This is a genomic window from Streptomyces sp. NPDC017936 (genome assembly GCF_044328485.1).
In the GTDB taxonomy this organism is placed as follows: domain Bacteria; phylum Actinomycetota; class Actinomycetes; order Streptomycetales; family Streptomycetaceae; genus Streptomyces.
Map to the genome: position 1 here is coordinate 119070 of NZ_JBIRHK010000011.1, position 14902 is coordinate 133971.

Consider the following 14902-nt stretch of genomic DNA (forward strand, 5'->3'; position numbering starts at 1 on the left):
GTCACCCCCGCTCGGGCCGGCCCGCGTCCGGGGCCGTCGATCCGCCCGCCCGGGCCCGGTGCGCCCGCACCTTCTCGCGGTTGCCGCAGTGCTCCATCGCGCACCAGCGGCGGCGGCCGGGACGGGAGGTGTCGACGAAGAGCAGGTAGCAGTCGTGGGCTCCGCACTCGCGGACGCGGTGGGCGTACGGGCCGGTGAAGAGGTCGACCGCGTCGCGGGCCACGGTCGACAGCAGGCCGGTCCCGGTCGCGCCCGGAGCCCAGCCGTGCGTGCCGTCCGCGGTCAGGCGGGAGACCAGCGGGGGCCGTGCGGCGGCCGCGTTGACCACGTCGACGTGGCGCCGTCCGAGCGCGCGACCGTGGGCGCGGTCCGCGGTGAGCAGGAAGAGGGCATCGCGGAAGGCCCGGGCGTGCCGCAGTTCCTCCGCCGAGACCGTGAGGTCCAGCCCGTTCGGCAGACGGCTGCGGGCGGCCCAGGCGGCCAGGTCGGCGGGCTCGCGCAGCACCTCGTAGCGGGCGAACGGGCCCGGCCCGCCGGTCGTCAGCAGTTCCAGGCAGAGGGCGCCCGGATCGAACCGGTAGGGCTTGCCGTCGTGGGACATCAGGGTCAGGCCGGGTGACTGTTCCGGCGTTTCCGTTGCGCGCCCGTTCATGTAACCAATATAAGTGGTTACATGACGCAGCACACAACCGAGGCGCCGACGCCCGTGCACTGGAAGCTCGTGGTCGACAGCACCGACCCGCACACCCAGGCCGACTTCTGGGCCGCCGCGCTGCACTACGAGGTCGAGGACAACAGCGCGCTCGTCGAGCGACTGCTGGAGCTCGGCGCGCTGCCGGGCGCGGCGACGGTGGAGCACCACGGCCGGCCCGCCTTCCGGGACCTCATCGCCGTACGGCACCCCGGGGACCCGTACGACGCGGACAGCGGGACCGGGCTGGGGCGGCGGCTGCTGTTCCAGCGCGTGCCGGAGGCGAAGACGGTCAAGAACCGGCTCCACCTCGACCTGCATCCGGGACAGGGACGGCGCGCCGGCGAGGTCGAGCGGCTGACGGCACTGGGGGCGAGTGTGGTGCGGGAGGTGAAGGAGCCGTCCGGGGAGTGGGTGCTGATGGCGGACCCGGAGGGGAACGAGTTCTGCGTGCACTGAGCGGCATCCGCCGAGCGGCCCGCCCCGGCGCGGACCGCCGGGCGCCGTCCACCCGGCGGCCCGCGCCGAACGGCCCGCGCCGGACCTCGCGTGCCCAACGGCGTTCGCCGGAGCGGCGGATCAAGCGGTCGGACGGGTTCCGTTATCCGAACTCCTTGTCCAGATAGCGCCCTTGACGGAGAGTTGGCCACAGCTTCACCATCCAGGCACCCCATTCACCGTGGGTTCCCTGCGGCCATCCCGTCAGGGGCCCTCTGGACTCCGGAGCCCCCCACCATGAAGCTCTCCGTCTCCGGGCGGGCGACGGCGGCCGCCGTCGCCGCCGCCGCCACGCTGCTCACCACCGGATCCACAGCCGGCGCGGCGCCCGCCCCCGAGCCCGTCGCGATCGCCGCCGCTCCCGACATCCCGGTGGCCAACGTCAAGGCGCACCTCACCCAGCTGCAGTCCATCGCCACCGCCAACGGCGGCAACCGCGCCCACGGCCGCACCGGCTACAAGGCCTCCCTCGACTACGTGAAGGCCAAGCTGGACGCCGCCGGGTTCACCACCACCGTCCAGCAGTTCACCGCCTCCAGCCGCGTCGGCTACAACCTGATCGCCGACTGGCCCGGCGGCGACGCCAACCAGGTTGTCATGGCCGGCTCACACCTGGACAGCGTCACCTCCGGCGCCGGCATCAACGACAACGGCACCGGCTCGGCGGCCGTCCTGGAGACCGCGCTGGCCGTGGCCCGCACCGGCTACCAGCCCACCAAGCACCTGCGGTTCGCGTGGTGGGGCGCGGAGGAACTGGGCCTGGTCGGTTCGCGGTACTACGTCAACAGCCTGTCCGCCGCCAACCGCGCCAAGATCAGCGGCTACCTCAACTTCGACATGATCGGCTCGCCGAACCCCGGCTACTTCGTGTACGACGACGACCCGGCCATCGAGAAGACCTTCAAGGACTACTTCACCGGCATCGGCGTCCCGACCGAGATCGAGACCGAGGGCGACGGCCGCTCCGACCACGCTCCCTTCAAGAGCGCGGGCGTCCCGGTCGGCGGCCTGTTCACCGGGGCCGGCCGCACCAAGACCGCGGCCCAGGCGGCCAAGTGGGGCGGCACGTCCGGGCAGGCCTTCGACCGCTGCTACCACTCCTCCTGCGACACCACGGCCAACGTCAACGACACGGCCCTGAACCGCAACGCGGACGCGCTCGCCCACGCGGTGTGGACGCTGTCGTCGTAGGCCGGTGACTCAGCCCTGCCGCAGGGCGCCGGAGGTGCGGGCGCGCTCGGTCAGCCGGGTCATCCGGGCGCGCGCCGACTCCAACTGCTCCACGTCCTCGGCGGCCGGCCCCTCCTCGGTGGTCAGATCCGACCACAGGGCGAGGAGTTCGGTCCCGAGGTTGAGGCCCTGCAGGGGGTCGCGCACGGCCCGCCAGGCCGCCGCCGCGCTCTGCACGTTGCCGTACGCGGCCTCCGCGTCGCGGGCGCGGCGGCGGATCCGCGCCAGATCCAGGGAGAGGTGGAAGGAACGGAGCGGATCACCGGCCAAGTAGGCGATGTAGGCGGTGAGTTCACGGAGCCGGAGCACCTCGGGGTGCTCCGGCCCCAACGTCCCCGAGGCCTCCGCGACCGTCCGCTCCGCGAGAGCGGCCGCCGTGTCTATCCGGCCCGACCGCACGGCCTCGTTGATCTGCGCCATCGGCTCGCCGAGGAGGGCGGGCGCGCCGTCCTCCCCCGGAAGCGTGCGCGGGTCGTCCCCGAGCACGGCCTCCGCGACGGCGTCGAAGCCGCGGGCGGGGGTCGGCTTGGGGTCGGGATCGGGGTCGGCGCCGAGGTGCGGGCCGGCTTCGGGAGCCGGGGCCGGAACCGGGGTCGTCGCGGGCGCCGGGGCCGGGGCGACGGGGGCAGGAGCGGGGACGGGGGCGGACTCGGCGTCCGGGGCGGTGCGGCCGGGTTCCGGGGACGGCGGGGTGTCCATCGTGGGCGGCGGCCCGAAGACGCCCGTCGGGGCGGTGACCGTGCCGGGGGCGGGGACCTCGTCCTGCGGCCGCGGCTCCGGGACCGCGCGCAGCGGGAAGGTGGGAGCCGTCTCCTTCACCGGCTCGGGCACGGCCCGCAGCAGGTGCGTGGCCTTGTCCCGCCGGGGGTGCTCGGCGGGCGGGTCCGCGGTGAACGGAGCCACGGCGGACGGGTCCACGACGGACGGGTCCGCGGTGGACGGATCCGCGGTGGACGGTTCCACGGCAGGAGGGGCGGAGGGAGGGGTGGAAAGAGGGGCCGGGGAAGGGGCCGGGGCCGGCTCCTGCGAGCCCCTCGGCGGAGCCACCCGCAGCGGCTCCCCCGCGAAATGGCTGGAACCGTCCGTCTCGACGCGCAGCGGAACCACGTACCCGATGCGCTCGTCGTGGACGGTGGCGACGACCGCGTGCCCGGTGGCGAGGGCGACGCGGTGGAGGTGCCCCAGGACGGCTTGCTGGATCTCCTGTCCGTCGGCCGCGACGACGGGGACGCCGCCGATCGTCGCGGGCCCGCCACCGGCGACGTGCACGTCGAGCGGCGTCACCGCGGCGGCCGGCCTCATGGCGTGCTGCTGTTCCCGCTTCTTCTCGCGGCTGAGTCGCGACATCGGTTCCCTCACTCGGACACGTCTTCCGTGCACGTACCCCGTGCTCATAACCCGTGCACCCACACGTACACGTACTGTTGAGTCTCGCCGCTCGCGCCCCGCCCGTGCGTCACCGCGACGTCACAGCCTCGTTCCAAGGGGCGACCGTCCCGCGGTACGGAAGACGGCCGGGGAACGGCGACGGCGACGGGGACGCGGACGAGGAGGGCCACGGATCATGCGGACGACGGACGGGCGGCCGGCGGACGGATGGCCGGCGGACGGGCGGCCGGTGCGCGAACGGACCGCGGACGGCAGGCCGGCGGACGCGCGGCCGGGACCGGAGATCTGGATCCGCGGGCCGGTGGCCGCACCGGAGCCGGCGCCCGGACCGTACGGGTCCGCGGCCGCCGCTCACCGGCGCTTCTCCTGGCTCGCCACCCACGGCGGGGCCGGCACCTCCACGCTCGCCGCCGTCTACGGCGGCCACGACTGCGGGCGGGACTGGCCCGGCCCGGACGGCCCCTCGTCCGTCCTGCTGGTCGCCCGGACGCACGCGAACGGACTGGAGTCGGCGCTGCGCGCCCTGGAGGCCTTCCGCCGCGGGCAGGCCCCGCCCGGCCTCGACCTGGACGGCGTCGTGCTGGTCGCGGACGCCCCGGGCCGCCTGCCCCGCCCGCTCGTCCAGCGGATACGGCTGATCGAGTCGGTCATCGACGTGTACCGCGTCCCCTGGGTCCCGTCCTGGCGCCTCGGCGACCTCTCCGGGGAACCGCCGCGCGAGACGGAGCCGCTGTCCCGCCTCACGGGCGCGGCCGTCCGGCGGGCGCGCTGAGCCCACGGACGTCGCCCGCCGGTCCCGCGACGGCGCAGCCCCCGCCCTCCGCCGTCGGGATCGCCGCCGCCGTGCGGGAGGGGCGGCTGCGGGCCGTCGACGTGGTCGCGGGGGCGCTGGAACGGATCCGGCGGGCCGACCCGGCGCTGTGCGCGTTCGCCGAGGTGTGGGAGGAGACGGCGACCGCGACGGCGGCCGAGGTCGACGGGCGGGTCGCCGCGGGCGAGCGGCTGCCGCTGGCCGGGGTGCCCCTCGGGGTCAAGGGGCGGCGCGGACTGCGGGCGGCGGGACCGCTGCTCGACGCCGGATGCGTGCCCGTGGGGGCGACCGCCGTGCCGGGAAGCGGAACTCCCTGGCAGACGTGGGGACTCGGCGCCCACGGCCGTACCGTCAACCCCTGGCGGGCCGACCGTACGCCGGGCGGCTCCTCGGCCGGTTCCGCGGCGGCGGTCGCGGCCGGCCTGGTCCCGCTCGCCACCGGCAGCGACGGGGCGGGCTCGGTGCGGATCCCGGCGGCCTGGTGCGGCGTCCTCGGTCTGAAGGTCACCCGGGGGCTGCTCCCGTCGGCCGACCGTACGGGGCTGGCGACGCCGGGCGTGCTGGCGCGGTACGCGGCGGACGCGGCGGCGTACTGGCGGGTGGCGGCGCGGGCGTCCGCCCTGCCCCCGCCCGACGCGTCCGGCCCGCCCACCGCCGTCTTCTCCCCCGGCCTCGGCTTCGCCGAACCCGACCCGGAGCCGCTGGCCCTGGCCCGCGCCGCGGCCGCCCGCCTGGCGGACGCCGGCGCGGTACGGCTCCCGCGCCCGGCCGAGGTCCCGCTCCGGCTGGAGGACCCGGCACCCGCCTGGCTGGCCCTGCGCACCCCGGGCGCCCGCCCCGGCCCGGCTCCCGGGGCCGGCTCCGCCGCGGCCGTCCGGGGCGTCAACGACCGGCGGCTGGCCGCCCTCTTCGCACGGGCCGACCTGCTGCTCACCCCCACGACCCCTCATCCCCCGCACGGCCACGAAGGCCCCGGTGAGCGCTATTCGACCGCACTGACCTGGGCGTTCAACCTCAGCGGGCACCCCGCGATCAGCATCCCCGCCGGGATCGGCCCGGACGGCTGCCCGGCGGGGCTCCAGGTGGTGGCGGCCCACGGGCGGGAGGCGCTGCTGCTGGCCGTGGCGGCCGCCGCGGAGGCGGAGAACGGGGTCCTCGTGCCCGGCGGGTGGCGGGAGCGGTGGCCGTGACCGGCACGGCGGGACGGCCCTCGAGGGGTCCGCGGCGGCACCCTGGCCAATCTAGTTGCGTGCGCATATAATGCATGAGCGCTTAATTGTCGTACGCGGACCAATTGGGGGATCCGATGAGCACCCGCCGTTTCCTGTTCGTGCTGGGCAGCGCCCGCAGTGAGGGCAACACCGAGCTGCTGGCCCGCCGGGCCGCCGAACAGCTGCCCGCCGAGGTCGAGCAGGAGTGGATCAGCCTCGTCGAGCACCCGCTGCCCGACTTCGAGGACCTGCGCCACGACGACGACCACGTCCGCCCCACCGAGGGCGCCACGGCCCGGCTGCTCGACGCCACGCTCGCGGCGACGGACATCGTGATCGCCTCGCCGCTGTACTGGTACACGCTCTCCGCCCAGACCAAGCGCTACCTGGACCACTGGTCGGGCTGGCTGCGCACCCCCGGCCTCGACTTCAAGGCGAGGCTCGCGGGGCGGACCCTGTGGGGCGTGGCCGCGCTCGCGCACACCGAGACGGTGGTCGCCGACCCGCTGGCCGGCGCGCTGCGCAACTCGGCCGCGTACATGGGGATGCGGTTCGGCGGGGTGCTGCTGGGCAACGGCAGCAAGCCCGGTGACGTCCTGGCCGACGCGGAGGCGCTGGCGCGCGCGAAGACGTTCTTCGCCCAGGAGGCACCCCTCGCGCGCTTCCCCTACGAGACCGAGTGACGGGCGCCGCCGGCCGCGGCGGCCGGGACGGGCCCTAGGCGGTGATGTCCTTCGCCGTGAAGCGCGCCCAGGCCGCCGAGCCGAAGACGGCCACGTACAGGGCCTGCAGGCCGAGGTTCTTCCGCAGCTCGTCCCAGTGGACCGGGTCGCGCACCAGGTCGGCGAAGGACAGCCAGTAGTGGGAGAACAGGTACGGCTGGATCGCGTGCAGTTGCGGGATCTGGTCGAGGATCTGCACGGTGATGAGCAGGCCCACGGTCGTCGCCATGGCCGCGATCCCGCTGCCGGTGAGCGTGGAGACGAACAGACCGAGCGCGGCCACCCCGAGCAGGGACGCGGCGACGACGAGCGCGATCAGCAGGGCTCTGAGCAGGCCGTCGGCGAAGCTGATGCGGGTCCCGGAGATCGTCGTGAGGTCGCCCAGCGGGAACAGCAGCGCGCCGGTCGCCAGCGCCGAGCCCGCGACGACGAGGGTGGCCAGCAGGCAGAAGGCCGCCGCGGTCGCGTACTTGGCGAGCAGGAGCCGGGTGCGGCCGGCGGGGGCGACCAGGAGGTAGCGCAGGGTGCCGGTGCTCGCCTCGCCGGCGATCGCGTCGCCCGCGACGACCCCGACGGCCATCGGCAGGAAGAACGGCAGCGTCGCGGCCAGCGCCGTGAACACCAGGAACAGGCCGTTGTTGGTGATCTGCGCCATGAACGCCGGCCCGTCGCCGCCGCCCCGCGGGCCGGCCGCCGAGCCGTCACCGGTCTCGATCCTCACGGCGATCCCGACGAGGACGGGCACGGCGGCCAGCACCCCCAGCAGGGCGAGGGTCCGCCAGCGCCGGAGGGTGGTGACGAACTCGCTGCGGAAGAGTCCGAGGGTCCACAGGGGCGAGGGCTTGGCGACGGCGCCCGTCCCCCCTCCCCGAAGGTCAACCCGCGACATCGAACCCCTCCCCCGTGAGTGCCACGAACGCGTCCTCCAGGGAGGCCCGTTCCATGCCGAAGCCGCGCACGCGGACGCCCGCGCCGACCAGCGCCGCGTTGAGCTCGGCCAGGTCCCGGCCGGCGGGCTCCCCCGTGACGCGGTCCTCGGAGACGACGACATCGCCGACGCCCTGCTCCTTCAGCACCCGGGCCGCGTCCGCCGGGTCCGGGGTGGTCACGGCGAGCCGGCCGCGCGCCCGGGCCGCCAGGTCGGCCACCGGCCCCTGGGTGAGCAGGCGGCCGCGGGCCATCACGGCCGCGTGGGTGCAGACCTGCTCGATCTCGTCGAGGAGGTGCGAGGAGAGGAACACGGTGGTGCCGTCGGCGGCGAGCTCGCGGACGAGGACGCGGATCTCGCGCATGCCCTGCGGGTCGAGGCCGTTGGTCGGCTCGTCGAGGACGAGCAGGCGGCGGGGCTGGAGCAGGGCCGCCGCCAGCCCCAGCCGCTGCTTCATGCCGAGCGAGTAGGCCTTCGCCTTCTTGCCCGCGGCGGCCGTCAGCCCCACCCGCTCCAGCGCCGCCGCGACGCGGGTCCGCCGGGTGCGCGGGTCGGCGGCCGGGTCGGCGGCGTCGTAGCGCAGGAGGTTGTCGCGGCCGGAGAGGAAGCCGTAGAGGGCGGGGCCCTCGATGAGGGCCCCGACGTGCGGCAGGACGGCGCGGGAGGCGTGCGGCATGGGCCGTCCGAGCACCCGCGCCGTGCCGGAGGTGGGCTCGATGAGGCCCATCAGCATGCGGATCGTGGTGGTCTTGCCGGAGCCGTTCGGACCGAGGAAGCCGAAGACGCTGCCCGCCGGGACGGCCAGGTCGAGGCCGTCGACGGCGAGTTGTCCGCCGCGGTAGCGCTTGGTGAGGGCGCGGGTGCGGATGACGGCTCCGGCCGTGTCGTCCGCACCCGGTGCCGCCCCGGCCGCCTCCGCCGCGTCGTCGTCCATCGGCTCCCCCGATCGTCGGTTCACGTCAGGGTACTTACTGCCCCGAGTCGGCCGCCTTCACGAGGGCGTCCTTGGTGACGGCGCCGACGTAGACCTTGCCGTCGTCGGTGACCAGGGCGTTGACCAGGCGGGTGGAGAAGACGGTGCCGGAGCCGAACCTGCCGGTGACCTTGTCGCCGAAGGAGTCCAGGAAGCCGCCGAGGCCGCCCGCGTCGGGGAGGTCGCCGGAGGAGGGGACGCCCTCGCCGCCGGTGTCGAAGGCGGCGACGGAGGTCCAGCCCTCGCCGATGGTCTTCAGGGCCCAGTCCCGGTCGAAGTCCTCGTAGGGCGACGCGCCCGGGTCCTCGGGCGCCTCGGCCGTGTCGCCCTCGGTCACCTTCGCGCCCTTGGGGGGCGTGAAGTCGAAGGTGGAGGCGGCCGGCCCGGCGAAGCTGACCTGGGTGAAGCCCGCGTCCACGACGGCGGCGCCGCCGCTCGACGGGGTCAGCGTGAACTTCAGCGGCAGCCCGGTCCTCGCGTCCACGGCCACACTGATCGCGCCGACGGTCGAACCGGACTGCTTGGGCTCGACCAGCAGCTTGTAGGCGTCGCGGCCGGCGACCCGGACGGTCCCGTCGACGGTGACGGAAGTGGTGTCGTCCACCGCCTTCAGGGCTTCCTCGGTGAGCTCCTGGGGCGTGGTGGGGACGGGGGTCGCGTCGTCCTTCGCGCCCTGCTCCGCCGTGGAGTGGTAGACCTCGTTGGAGGCGCTGTCGTACCCCCACACGTCCTTGCCGTTGTGGATGAGGCTGTACTCGGCGGCGTTCTCCATCAGGGAGACCTTCTGCCGGTCCGGGCCGTCGGCGGCGACGCGCAGGGTGTGCGTGCCGGAGGCGAGTTCGGTCAGCTTGGCGGACGGGTCGGCGGACGAGCCGCCCGCCTCCCCGGCGGCCCCGGAGAGCAGCCCGCTCTCCAGCCCGCCCAGGTCGGGCAGGCCGAGATCGGTGGTGATCTTCACGGTGCCGGAGAGCCGCTGCACGTCCGATGCGGCGATCTTCTCGATCAGCTGCTGCGCGCTGATCTTCGGCAGGTCCGGGTCGCCCGAGTCGGCCAGCGCCGGGACCAGCCCGATCGTCGCCGCCGCGACACCCGCCACGGTGACCGGAACCACGTACCGCGCCACCTTGCGCCGCCCGCCCCTCGGGCCGTCGGCCTCCCCCGCGTGCGTGCTGTCGTCGGATGCGTACGGTGCCATGTGTGCCTTACCTCCGTCGTCGGCGGCGGCCGGTCATGTCGTGAACGTCCCCTCAAGCCGCCATTCTCACCCGAATCGGTGAGGAGTGGTGTTTTCCGTTGTCCCCATCTGACCAAATCAGCCACCCCCATGCGTCAACCCGAGGACTCAACTCCGCGTACGCCTGCGGTATGACACGACGTCGGACGGACGGGGCCGTCCCGTAGGGGGCCGGGGACGAGCGGAGCGAGCACGGAGGGACCGGCGAGGGCTCGGGCGTCCGTCAGGGTGAAGGGGGCGCAGTCCCGTCAGGGGCGCAGGGGACGAGGTCCCCACGGGGTCCGGGGCGGAGCCCCGAGGCCTTTCGAGGGCCGCTCCTCGAGAAGCCGAGACGGGCGGGTGGGCGAACCCCTCACCCCGCCCGGTGCACCACCGCATCGCACAGTTCCATCAACGCCGACTTCGCCCCGCACTCCCGCAGCGGCGCCAACGCGGCCCGCGCCTCCTTCGCGTACCGCACGGTGTCCGCTCGGGCCTGTTCCAGCGCCGGGTGGGCCCGCAGCGCGGCCAGCGCCTCCGCGTGCCGCGCGTCGTCGCTCAGGTCGGAGTCCAGCAGCTCGCACAGCGCGAGGTCCTCGGGCAGGGACAGCCGGGCCGCCCGCTCCCGCAACCGCAGCACCGGCAGCGTGGGGATGCCCTCCCGCAGGTCCGTCCCCGGCGTCTTGCCCGACTCGTGCGAGTCCGACGCGATGTCCAGCACGTCGTCGGCGAGCTGGAAGGCGACCCCCAGCCGCTCCCCGTACTGGGTCAGCACGTCCACGACCTTGTCGTCGGCGCCCGACATCATCGCCCCGAAGCGGCACGACACCGCCACCAGCGACCCGGTCTTCCCGCCCAGCACGTCGAGGTAGTGCTCGACCGGGTCCCGTCCGTCCTGCGGCCCCGCGGTCTCCAGGATCTGGCCGGTGACCAGCCGCTCGAACGCCTCCGCCTGCACCCGGACCGCCTCGGGCCCGAGGTCGGCGACGATGTGCGAGGCGCGGGCGAACAGGAAGTCCCCCGTCAGGACGGCCACCGAGTTGCCCCACCGGGTGTTCGCGCTCGGCACGCCCCGCCGGACGGCCGCCTCGTCCATCACGTCGTCGTGGTACAGCGTGGCCAGGTGGGTGAGCTCCACCACCACCGCCGACGGCACGATTCCGGGCGCGTACGCATCACCGAACTGCGCCGCGAGCATCACGAGCAGCGGCCGGAACCGCTTCCCGCCCGCCCGCACCAGGTGCTGGGCGGCCTCCGTGATGAACGGGACCTCACTCTTGGTGGCCTCGAGCAAGCCTTCCTCGACAGCCGCCAATCCGGCCTGGACATCGGCTTCCAGAGCCTGGTCCCGCACGCTCAGCCCGAACGGCCCGACGACGGTCACGAGGGGTCTCCTGTCTGCTGGTGTCCACTGCCGCTTACACGGTTTGTCGATAGGTCGCTGCCACCACTCGGCTCAGCGTATCCGGTCACGTTTCGATCACCGATAAGCCCCCACGCCCTCGGCCCCCACATCGCCCGACCGGGAGGCGCGGGAGACACCGGTGCAGCCCGGGCGGTTCCGGATCACGGCCGGCATGTTTCTGACCGGCCGGTACCGGCGGACACGTATCGACTGACCGGGAAGCGGCGATTCATGTCCCGCGCAGCGGCGGACGCCGCCTCCGGCGCCCGGCTCCCTCCCCGAAACGACCACGCCCTCACCGGCCGCCCCAGGGGCCCCTCCGCCCCCCGCGACCCGGCGGTCCGGCGGTCCGGGAGCGCTCCCCGGCCCTCGGCGGGCAGGCCGGCCCGGACCGGCCCCTCACACGCGCGTGCCCCGGCGGACCGGAGCCCACCGGGGCCGCACCGGGCGCGCACCCGCCCACCGGGCGAGGCGCCCCCTCGCCCCGGGGCCGCGCCGGCCGATCGGCCCGCGGGAGCGGCGCGTTCCCCTTCGCCTCCGTACTGCGCCCCATTGGAAGGGACTTGAGGTTTATTGTCCGATTCACCCCTCTTGTCATCGCCCGTGAGTTGGCTCACTTCGCGACACGAGGGCGCCCGGCCCCGGAATCCGTGATTCCGCTTTCCCCGCAAGCGACTTGATGCTTCCCGACGGCAAAGGATCAAGTACCCCATACCCCTCAGACCAAGGTCAATTGGGGCGATCAGTGAATCAGGCACTTGTTCCGGACATGTGCTCTCGCATACGTTCCCGCCCAGTCGGGCGGACGCCGAATCCTGCCGCCGCCCTTCGCCATCCATCGACGAACACTCGCGCACGGCAGGAGCGGGGGACCCAGGTAGGCCGCCGGGCCGTACGTCACGTACGTACCGGACCGGCTCGGGGTGAAGTCGCGTCGCCGTGCCCACGGCGGCCGGCCGGGCACCTTTCCGCCCGAACCCGACAGCTCACCTCGCAGGCGTCGGAGAGGAAGACCGCCATGTCCGCTGCCGCTCAGCCCCGCCGTGCCCGCATCCGCCTCGCCCGGACCGTCGCCGCCGTCTGCGCCGGCGCCGCCGTGTTCACCCTCCCGCTCGTCGGCGCCGGCAGCGCGTCCGCCGCCGGCACGGGGTCGGGCACCACGATCGCCGGGTACCCCGACAACCTCGACGGCTGGATCCGCGAGTCGCTCGCGATCATGGCCGAGCGCGGCATCCCGGGCACCTACAACGGCATCCACCGCAACATCATGCGTGAGTCCTCGGGCAACCCGAAGGCCATCAACCTCTGGGACTCCAACGCGGTCAAGGGCACCCCCTCCAAGGGCCTGCTCCAGGTCATCGACCCGACCTTCACCGCGTACCACGTGCCCGGCACCTCGTACGACCCGTACGACCCGGTCGCCAACATCACCGCGGCCTGCAACTACGCGGCCGCGCGCTACGGCTCCATCGACAACGTCTTCGGCGCCTACTGACCGGCACCCCTCCTAGGGGAAGAGCCGTTCGAGGACGACGGCCACGCCGTCGTCCTCGTTCGACGTCGTCACCTCGTCGGCGACCGCCTTGAGTTCCGGGTGGGCGTCGGCCATCGCGACACCGTGCGCCGCCCAGTCGAACATCGGGATGTCGTTGGGCATGTCGCCGAAGGCGAGCGTCTCCTGCGGCCGCAGCCCCAGGTGCTCGGCGGCCAGTGCCAGACCCGTCGCCTTGGTGATGCCGCACGGCTGCAGCTCCACCGTGCCCGGCCCCGACATGGTGACGGTCGCGAGCGAGCCGACCACCGAGCGGGCCGTCGCCGCCAACTCGTCGTCGGACAAGGCGGGATGACGCAGCAGCACCTTGCTGATCGGCGCGCACCACAGGTCGTCGCGCGAGCCGACGCGCAGGGCCGGCAGGGTCGGGTGCGGCATCCGGTAGCCCGGCTCGATGAGCGTCAGCCCGTCGACGCCGTCCTGGTCGACGGCCGCGTACACCTGACCGACCTCCGCCTCGATCTTGCCGAGCGCGGTCTCCGCCAGCTCCCGGTCCAGGGTGACCGACCACAGCAGACGGTCCGCGCCGGCGTCGTACAACTGCGCGCCCTGGCCGCACACCGCGAGCCCCCTGCTGTGCAGGTTCTCCAGCAGCGGCCGCACCCGGGGGGCCGGCCGTCCCGTCACCACGAGGTGGCGGGCGCCGGCGGCCGCCACCCGCGCCAGCGCGTCGAGCGACCGGTCGGAGAACGTGTCGTCGCCGCGCAGCAGCGTTCCGTCCAGGTCGGTGGCGACGAGGGAGTACGCGCAGCGCGCGGCATCTGCGAAGGGTGCGGCCATGATCAGAGAATACGGATTCCGTCCGCCCCCGACTCACCGTCCGTCCGGCCCCGGCCGGTGCCGGCGGAAGGGACGACGCGAGCGGGGAACCGGCGGGGTTGCGCACGGCTGAAACGGCTTTCCACCACAACGTCGGGTACAGACCGGTTAAAGGCCTCTGCACCGGTTGGCAACAACATGGTGTGCTACCTACCGCCCGAACTGCCTGGAGGGGTACCGTCCAAGGGTCCAGGGGGGACTTGATCGGGGGGTCAGGTTGAGCAGTGGACGTGTTCGCGTGCTGAGGCCGGAGGATCTCGGCGAGGGGGAACGGGAGCGGTGGCGGGCGCTGCGCGCGGCGTCGACGGTCCCGCGCAACCCTTTCATGGAACCGGAGTTCGCCGACGCGGTGGGCCGCGTACGGCCGCGCGCGCGGGTGGCGGTGGTGTACGAGGGGCGCGAGCCGGTCGGCTTCCTGCCCCACGAGCGGGGCCGGCTCGGCCAGGGCCAGGCCCTCGCGTACGGCGTCTCGGACGCCCAGGGAGCCGTTCTGGCACCGGGAATCGGGCTGGACGCGGACGAACTGATGCGGGCCTGTTCCCTGTCCAGCTTCGCCTTCGACAACCTGGAGGCGGAACAGGGCCTGTTCGTCTCGCGCGCGGCCGCCGAGTACGCGGCCTACGTCATCGACGTGGAGAAGGGCTACGAGACCTACGAGTCCGTCCTGCGCGCGCAGTCGCCGAAGTTCCTGAAGACGACGCTCGCCAAGGAACGCCGGCTCGGCCGACAGGTCGGCCCGTTGCGGTTCGTGTTCGACGAGCGGGATCCGGCCGCGCTGCGCACGCTCATGGCGTGGAAGTCCGCGCAGTACCGGCGGACCGGCCGCCGGGACCGGTTCGCCCAGGAGTGGATCACCCGGCTCGTCGACACGCTCGCCGGGACCCGCGCCCCGGAGTGCTCCGGCACGCTGTCCGTCCTCTACGCCGGTGAGCGGCCGATCGCCGCGCACTTCGGCCTGCGCTCGGCGACCGTGCTGGCCTGCTGGTTCCCGGCGTACGACCCGGAGTTCTCGAAGTACTCGCCGGGCCTGGTGCTGCATCTGCGGATGGCCGAGGCGTCGGCCGCCGAGGGCGTCGGGCTGCTCGACCTGGGGCGGGGCGCGGCCGAGTACAAGGACTCGCTGAGGACGGGCGAGCTGCCCGTCTACGAGGGGACGTGGACGCGTCCCGGCGTGGGAGCGGCGCTCGCCTGGCTCAGCCGCGAGCCCTCGCGCCGCGCGCACCACTTCGTGCGGCACCGGCCGCGGCTCGCGGCGACGGCCGCACGGATGCTGAGGAACGCGGGCCGGCTGCGCCGGGCGTGAGACGGACCGCGGCGGGCGGACCACGGCTCGTGGGGCGCGGCCCGTCCCACGGGCCGGGGTCGCGCACGCGGCTCGGGGGGCGCGGAAACACCCCGGGGCGCGGGAGCGGCTCCCCGGGGCGCGGTCGCGGCCCCGGCGGTCGTGGTCCTGGACCGGC

The 14902-nt window shown here is 74.3% G+C and carries 14 protein-coding genes and 1 riboswitch; of the genes, 7 read left to right on the top strand and 7 right to left on the bottom strand.

Annotation, left to right across the window (positions count from 1 at the left end):
- Nucleotide 1: 1 nt before the first annotated feature.
- A complete protein-coding gene (locus tag ACH4F6_RS23460; protein WP_397962242.1) occupies nt 2-652 on the bottom strand; it encodes a CGNR zinc finger domain-containing protein in 651 nt (216 codons plus the stop codon).
- Between the two features lie 21 nt (nt 653-673).
- Here ACH4F6_RS23460 and ACH4F6_RS23465 point away from each other — a divergent pair, with 21 nt between their 5' ends.
- Nucleotides 674-1150 carry a VOC family protein gene (locus tag ACH4F6_RS23465; RefSeq protein WP_397962243.1) on the top strand — a complete coding sequence of 159 codons (477 nt, stop codon included), beginning with the start codon at nt 674-676 and terminating at the stop codon, nt 1148-1150.
- A gap of 276 nt (nt 1151-1426) precedes the next feature.
- Nucleotides 1427-2380 carry a M28 family metallopeptidase gene (locus ACH4F6_RS23470; protein WP_397962244.1) on the top strand — a complete coding sequence of 318 codons (954 nt, stop codon included), beginning with the start codon at nt 1427-1429 and terminating at the stop codon, nt 2378-2380.
- Between the two features lie 9 nt (nt 2381-2389).
- Here ACH4F6_RS23470 and ACH4F6_RS23475 read toward each other — a convergent pair whose 3' ends face one another.
- Nucleotides 2390-3766, bottom strand: a complete 1377-nt coding sequence (locus ACH4F6_RS23475; RefSeq protein WP_397962245.1) for a tetratricopeptide repeat protein — start codon at nt 3764-3766, stop codon at nt 2390-2392.
- A 217-nt stretch (nt 3767-3983) separates the two neighbouring features.
- On the opposite strand from ACH4F6_RS23475, the gene ACH4F6_RS23480 reads away from it, so the two are divergent.
- The 3 genes from ACH4F6_RS23480 (at nt 3984) to ACH4F6_RS23490 (ending at nt 6513) form a co-directional block, all read left to right on the top strand.
- Complete coding sequence (locus ACH4F6_RS23480) at nt 3984-4580, top strand: DUF6668 family protein (RefSeq protein ID WP_397962246.1); 597 nt, start codon at nt 3984-3986, stop codon at nt 4578-4580.
- Between the two features lie 71 nt (nt 4581-4651).
- The gene (locus tag ACH4F6_RS23485) at nt 4652-5809 is read left to right on the top strand and encodes an amidase family protein (protein WP_397962247.1); all 1158 of its coding nucleotides are present in this window, start codon (nt 4652-4654) and stop codon (nt 5807-5809) included.
- Nucleotides 5810-5925: 116 nt separating this feature from the next.
- Entirely contained in the window at nt 5926-6513 is a 588-nt protein-coding gene (locus ACH4F6_RS23490) for a flavodoxin family protein (protein ID WP_397962248.1), read from the top strand.
- Nucleotides 6514-6547: 34 nt separating this feature from the next.
- Here ACH4F6_RS23490 and ACH4F6_RS23495 read toward each other — a convergent pair whose 3' ends face one another.
- From ACH4F6_RS23495 to ACH4F6_RS23510, 4 genes are all read right to left on the bottom strand, one after another.
- On the bottom strand, nt 6548-7441 hold the full coding sequence (locus ACH4F6_RS23495; protein WP_397962249.1) for an ABC transporter permease: 894 nt from the start codon (nt 7439-7441) through the stop codon (nt 6548-6550).
- Nucleotides 7428-8414: an ABC transporter ATP-binding protein gene (locus tag ACH4F6_RS23500; protein ID WP_397962400.1), complete on the bottom strand. Its 987-nt coding sequence runs from the start codon at nt 8412-8414 to the stop codon at nt 7428-7430. The genes ACH4F6_RS23495 and ACH4F6_RS23500 overlap by 14 nt, the downstream gene beginning before the upstream one ends.
- Nucleotides 8415-8448: 34 nt before the next feature.
- Nucleotides 8449-9648, bottom strand: a complete 1200-nt coding sequence (locus ACH4F6_RS23505; protein WP_397962251.1) for an outer membrane lipoprotein carrier protein LolA — start codon at nt 9646-9648, stop codon at nt 8449-8451.
- Between the two features lie 391 nt (nt 9649-10039).
- Complete coding sequence (locus ACH4F6_RS23510) at nt 10040-11050, bottom strand: polyprenyl synthetase family protein (RefSeq protein WP_397962252.1); 1011 nt, start codon at nt 11048-11050, stop codon at nt 10040-10042.
- An 850-nt stretch (nt 11051-11900) separates the two neighbouring features.
- Nucleotides 11901-12084, top strand: a riboswitch (cyclic di-AMP (ydaO/yuaA leader).
- A 5-nt stretch (nt 12085-12089) separates the two neighbouring features.
- Between ACH4F6_RS23510 and ACH4F6_RS23515 the strand changes: the two genes are divergently transcribed.
- Nucleotides 12090-12566 carry a transglycosylase SLT domain-containing protein gene (locus ACH4F6_RS23515; RefSeq protein ID WP_397962253.1) on the top strand — a complete coding sequence of 159 codons (477 nt, stop codon included), beginning with the start codon at nt 12090-12092 and terminating at the stop codon, nt 12564-12566.
- 12 nt (nt 12567-12578) lie between these two features.
- Here ACH4F6_RS23515 and ACH4F6_RS23520 read toward each other — a convergent pair whose 3' ends face one another.
- Complete coding sequence (locus ACH4F6_RS23520; protein ID WP_397962254.1) at nt 12579-13403, bottom strand: HAD family hydrolase; 825 nt, start codon at nt 13401-13403, stop codon at nt 12579-12581.
- A gap of 277 nt (nt 13404-13680) precedes the next feature.
- On the opposite strand from ACH4F6_RS23520, the gene ACH4F6_RS23525 reads away from it, so the two are divergent.
- Nucleotides 13681-14745: a GNAT family N-acetyltransferase gene (locus ACH4F6_RS23525; protein WP_397962256.1), complete on the top strand. Its 1065-nt coding sequence runs from the start codon at nt 13681-13683 to the stop codon at nt 14743-14745.
- Nucleotides 14746-14902 lie beyond the last annotated feature (157 nt).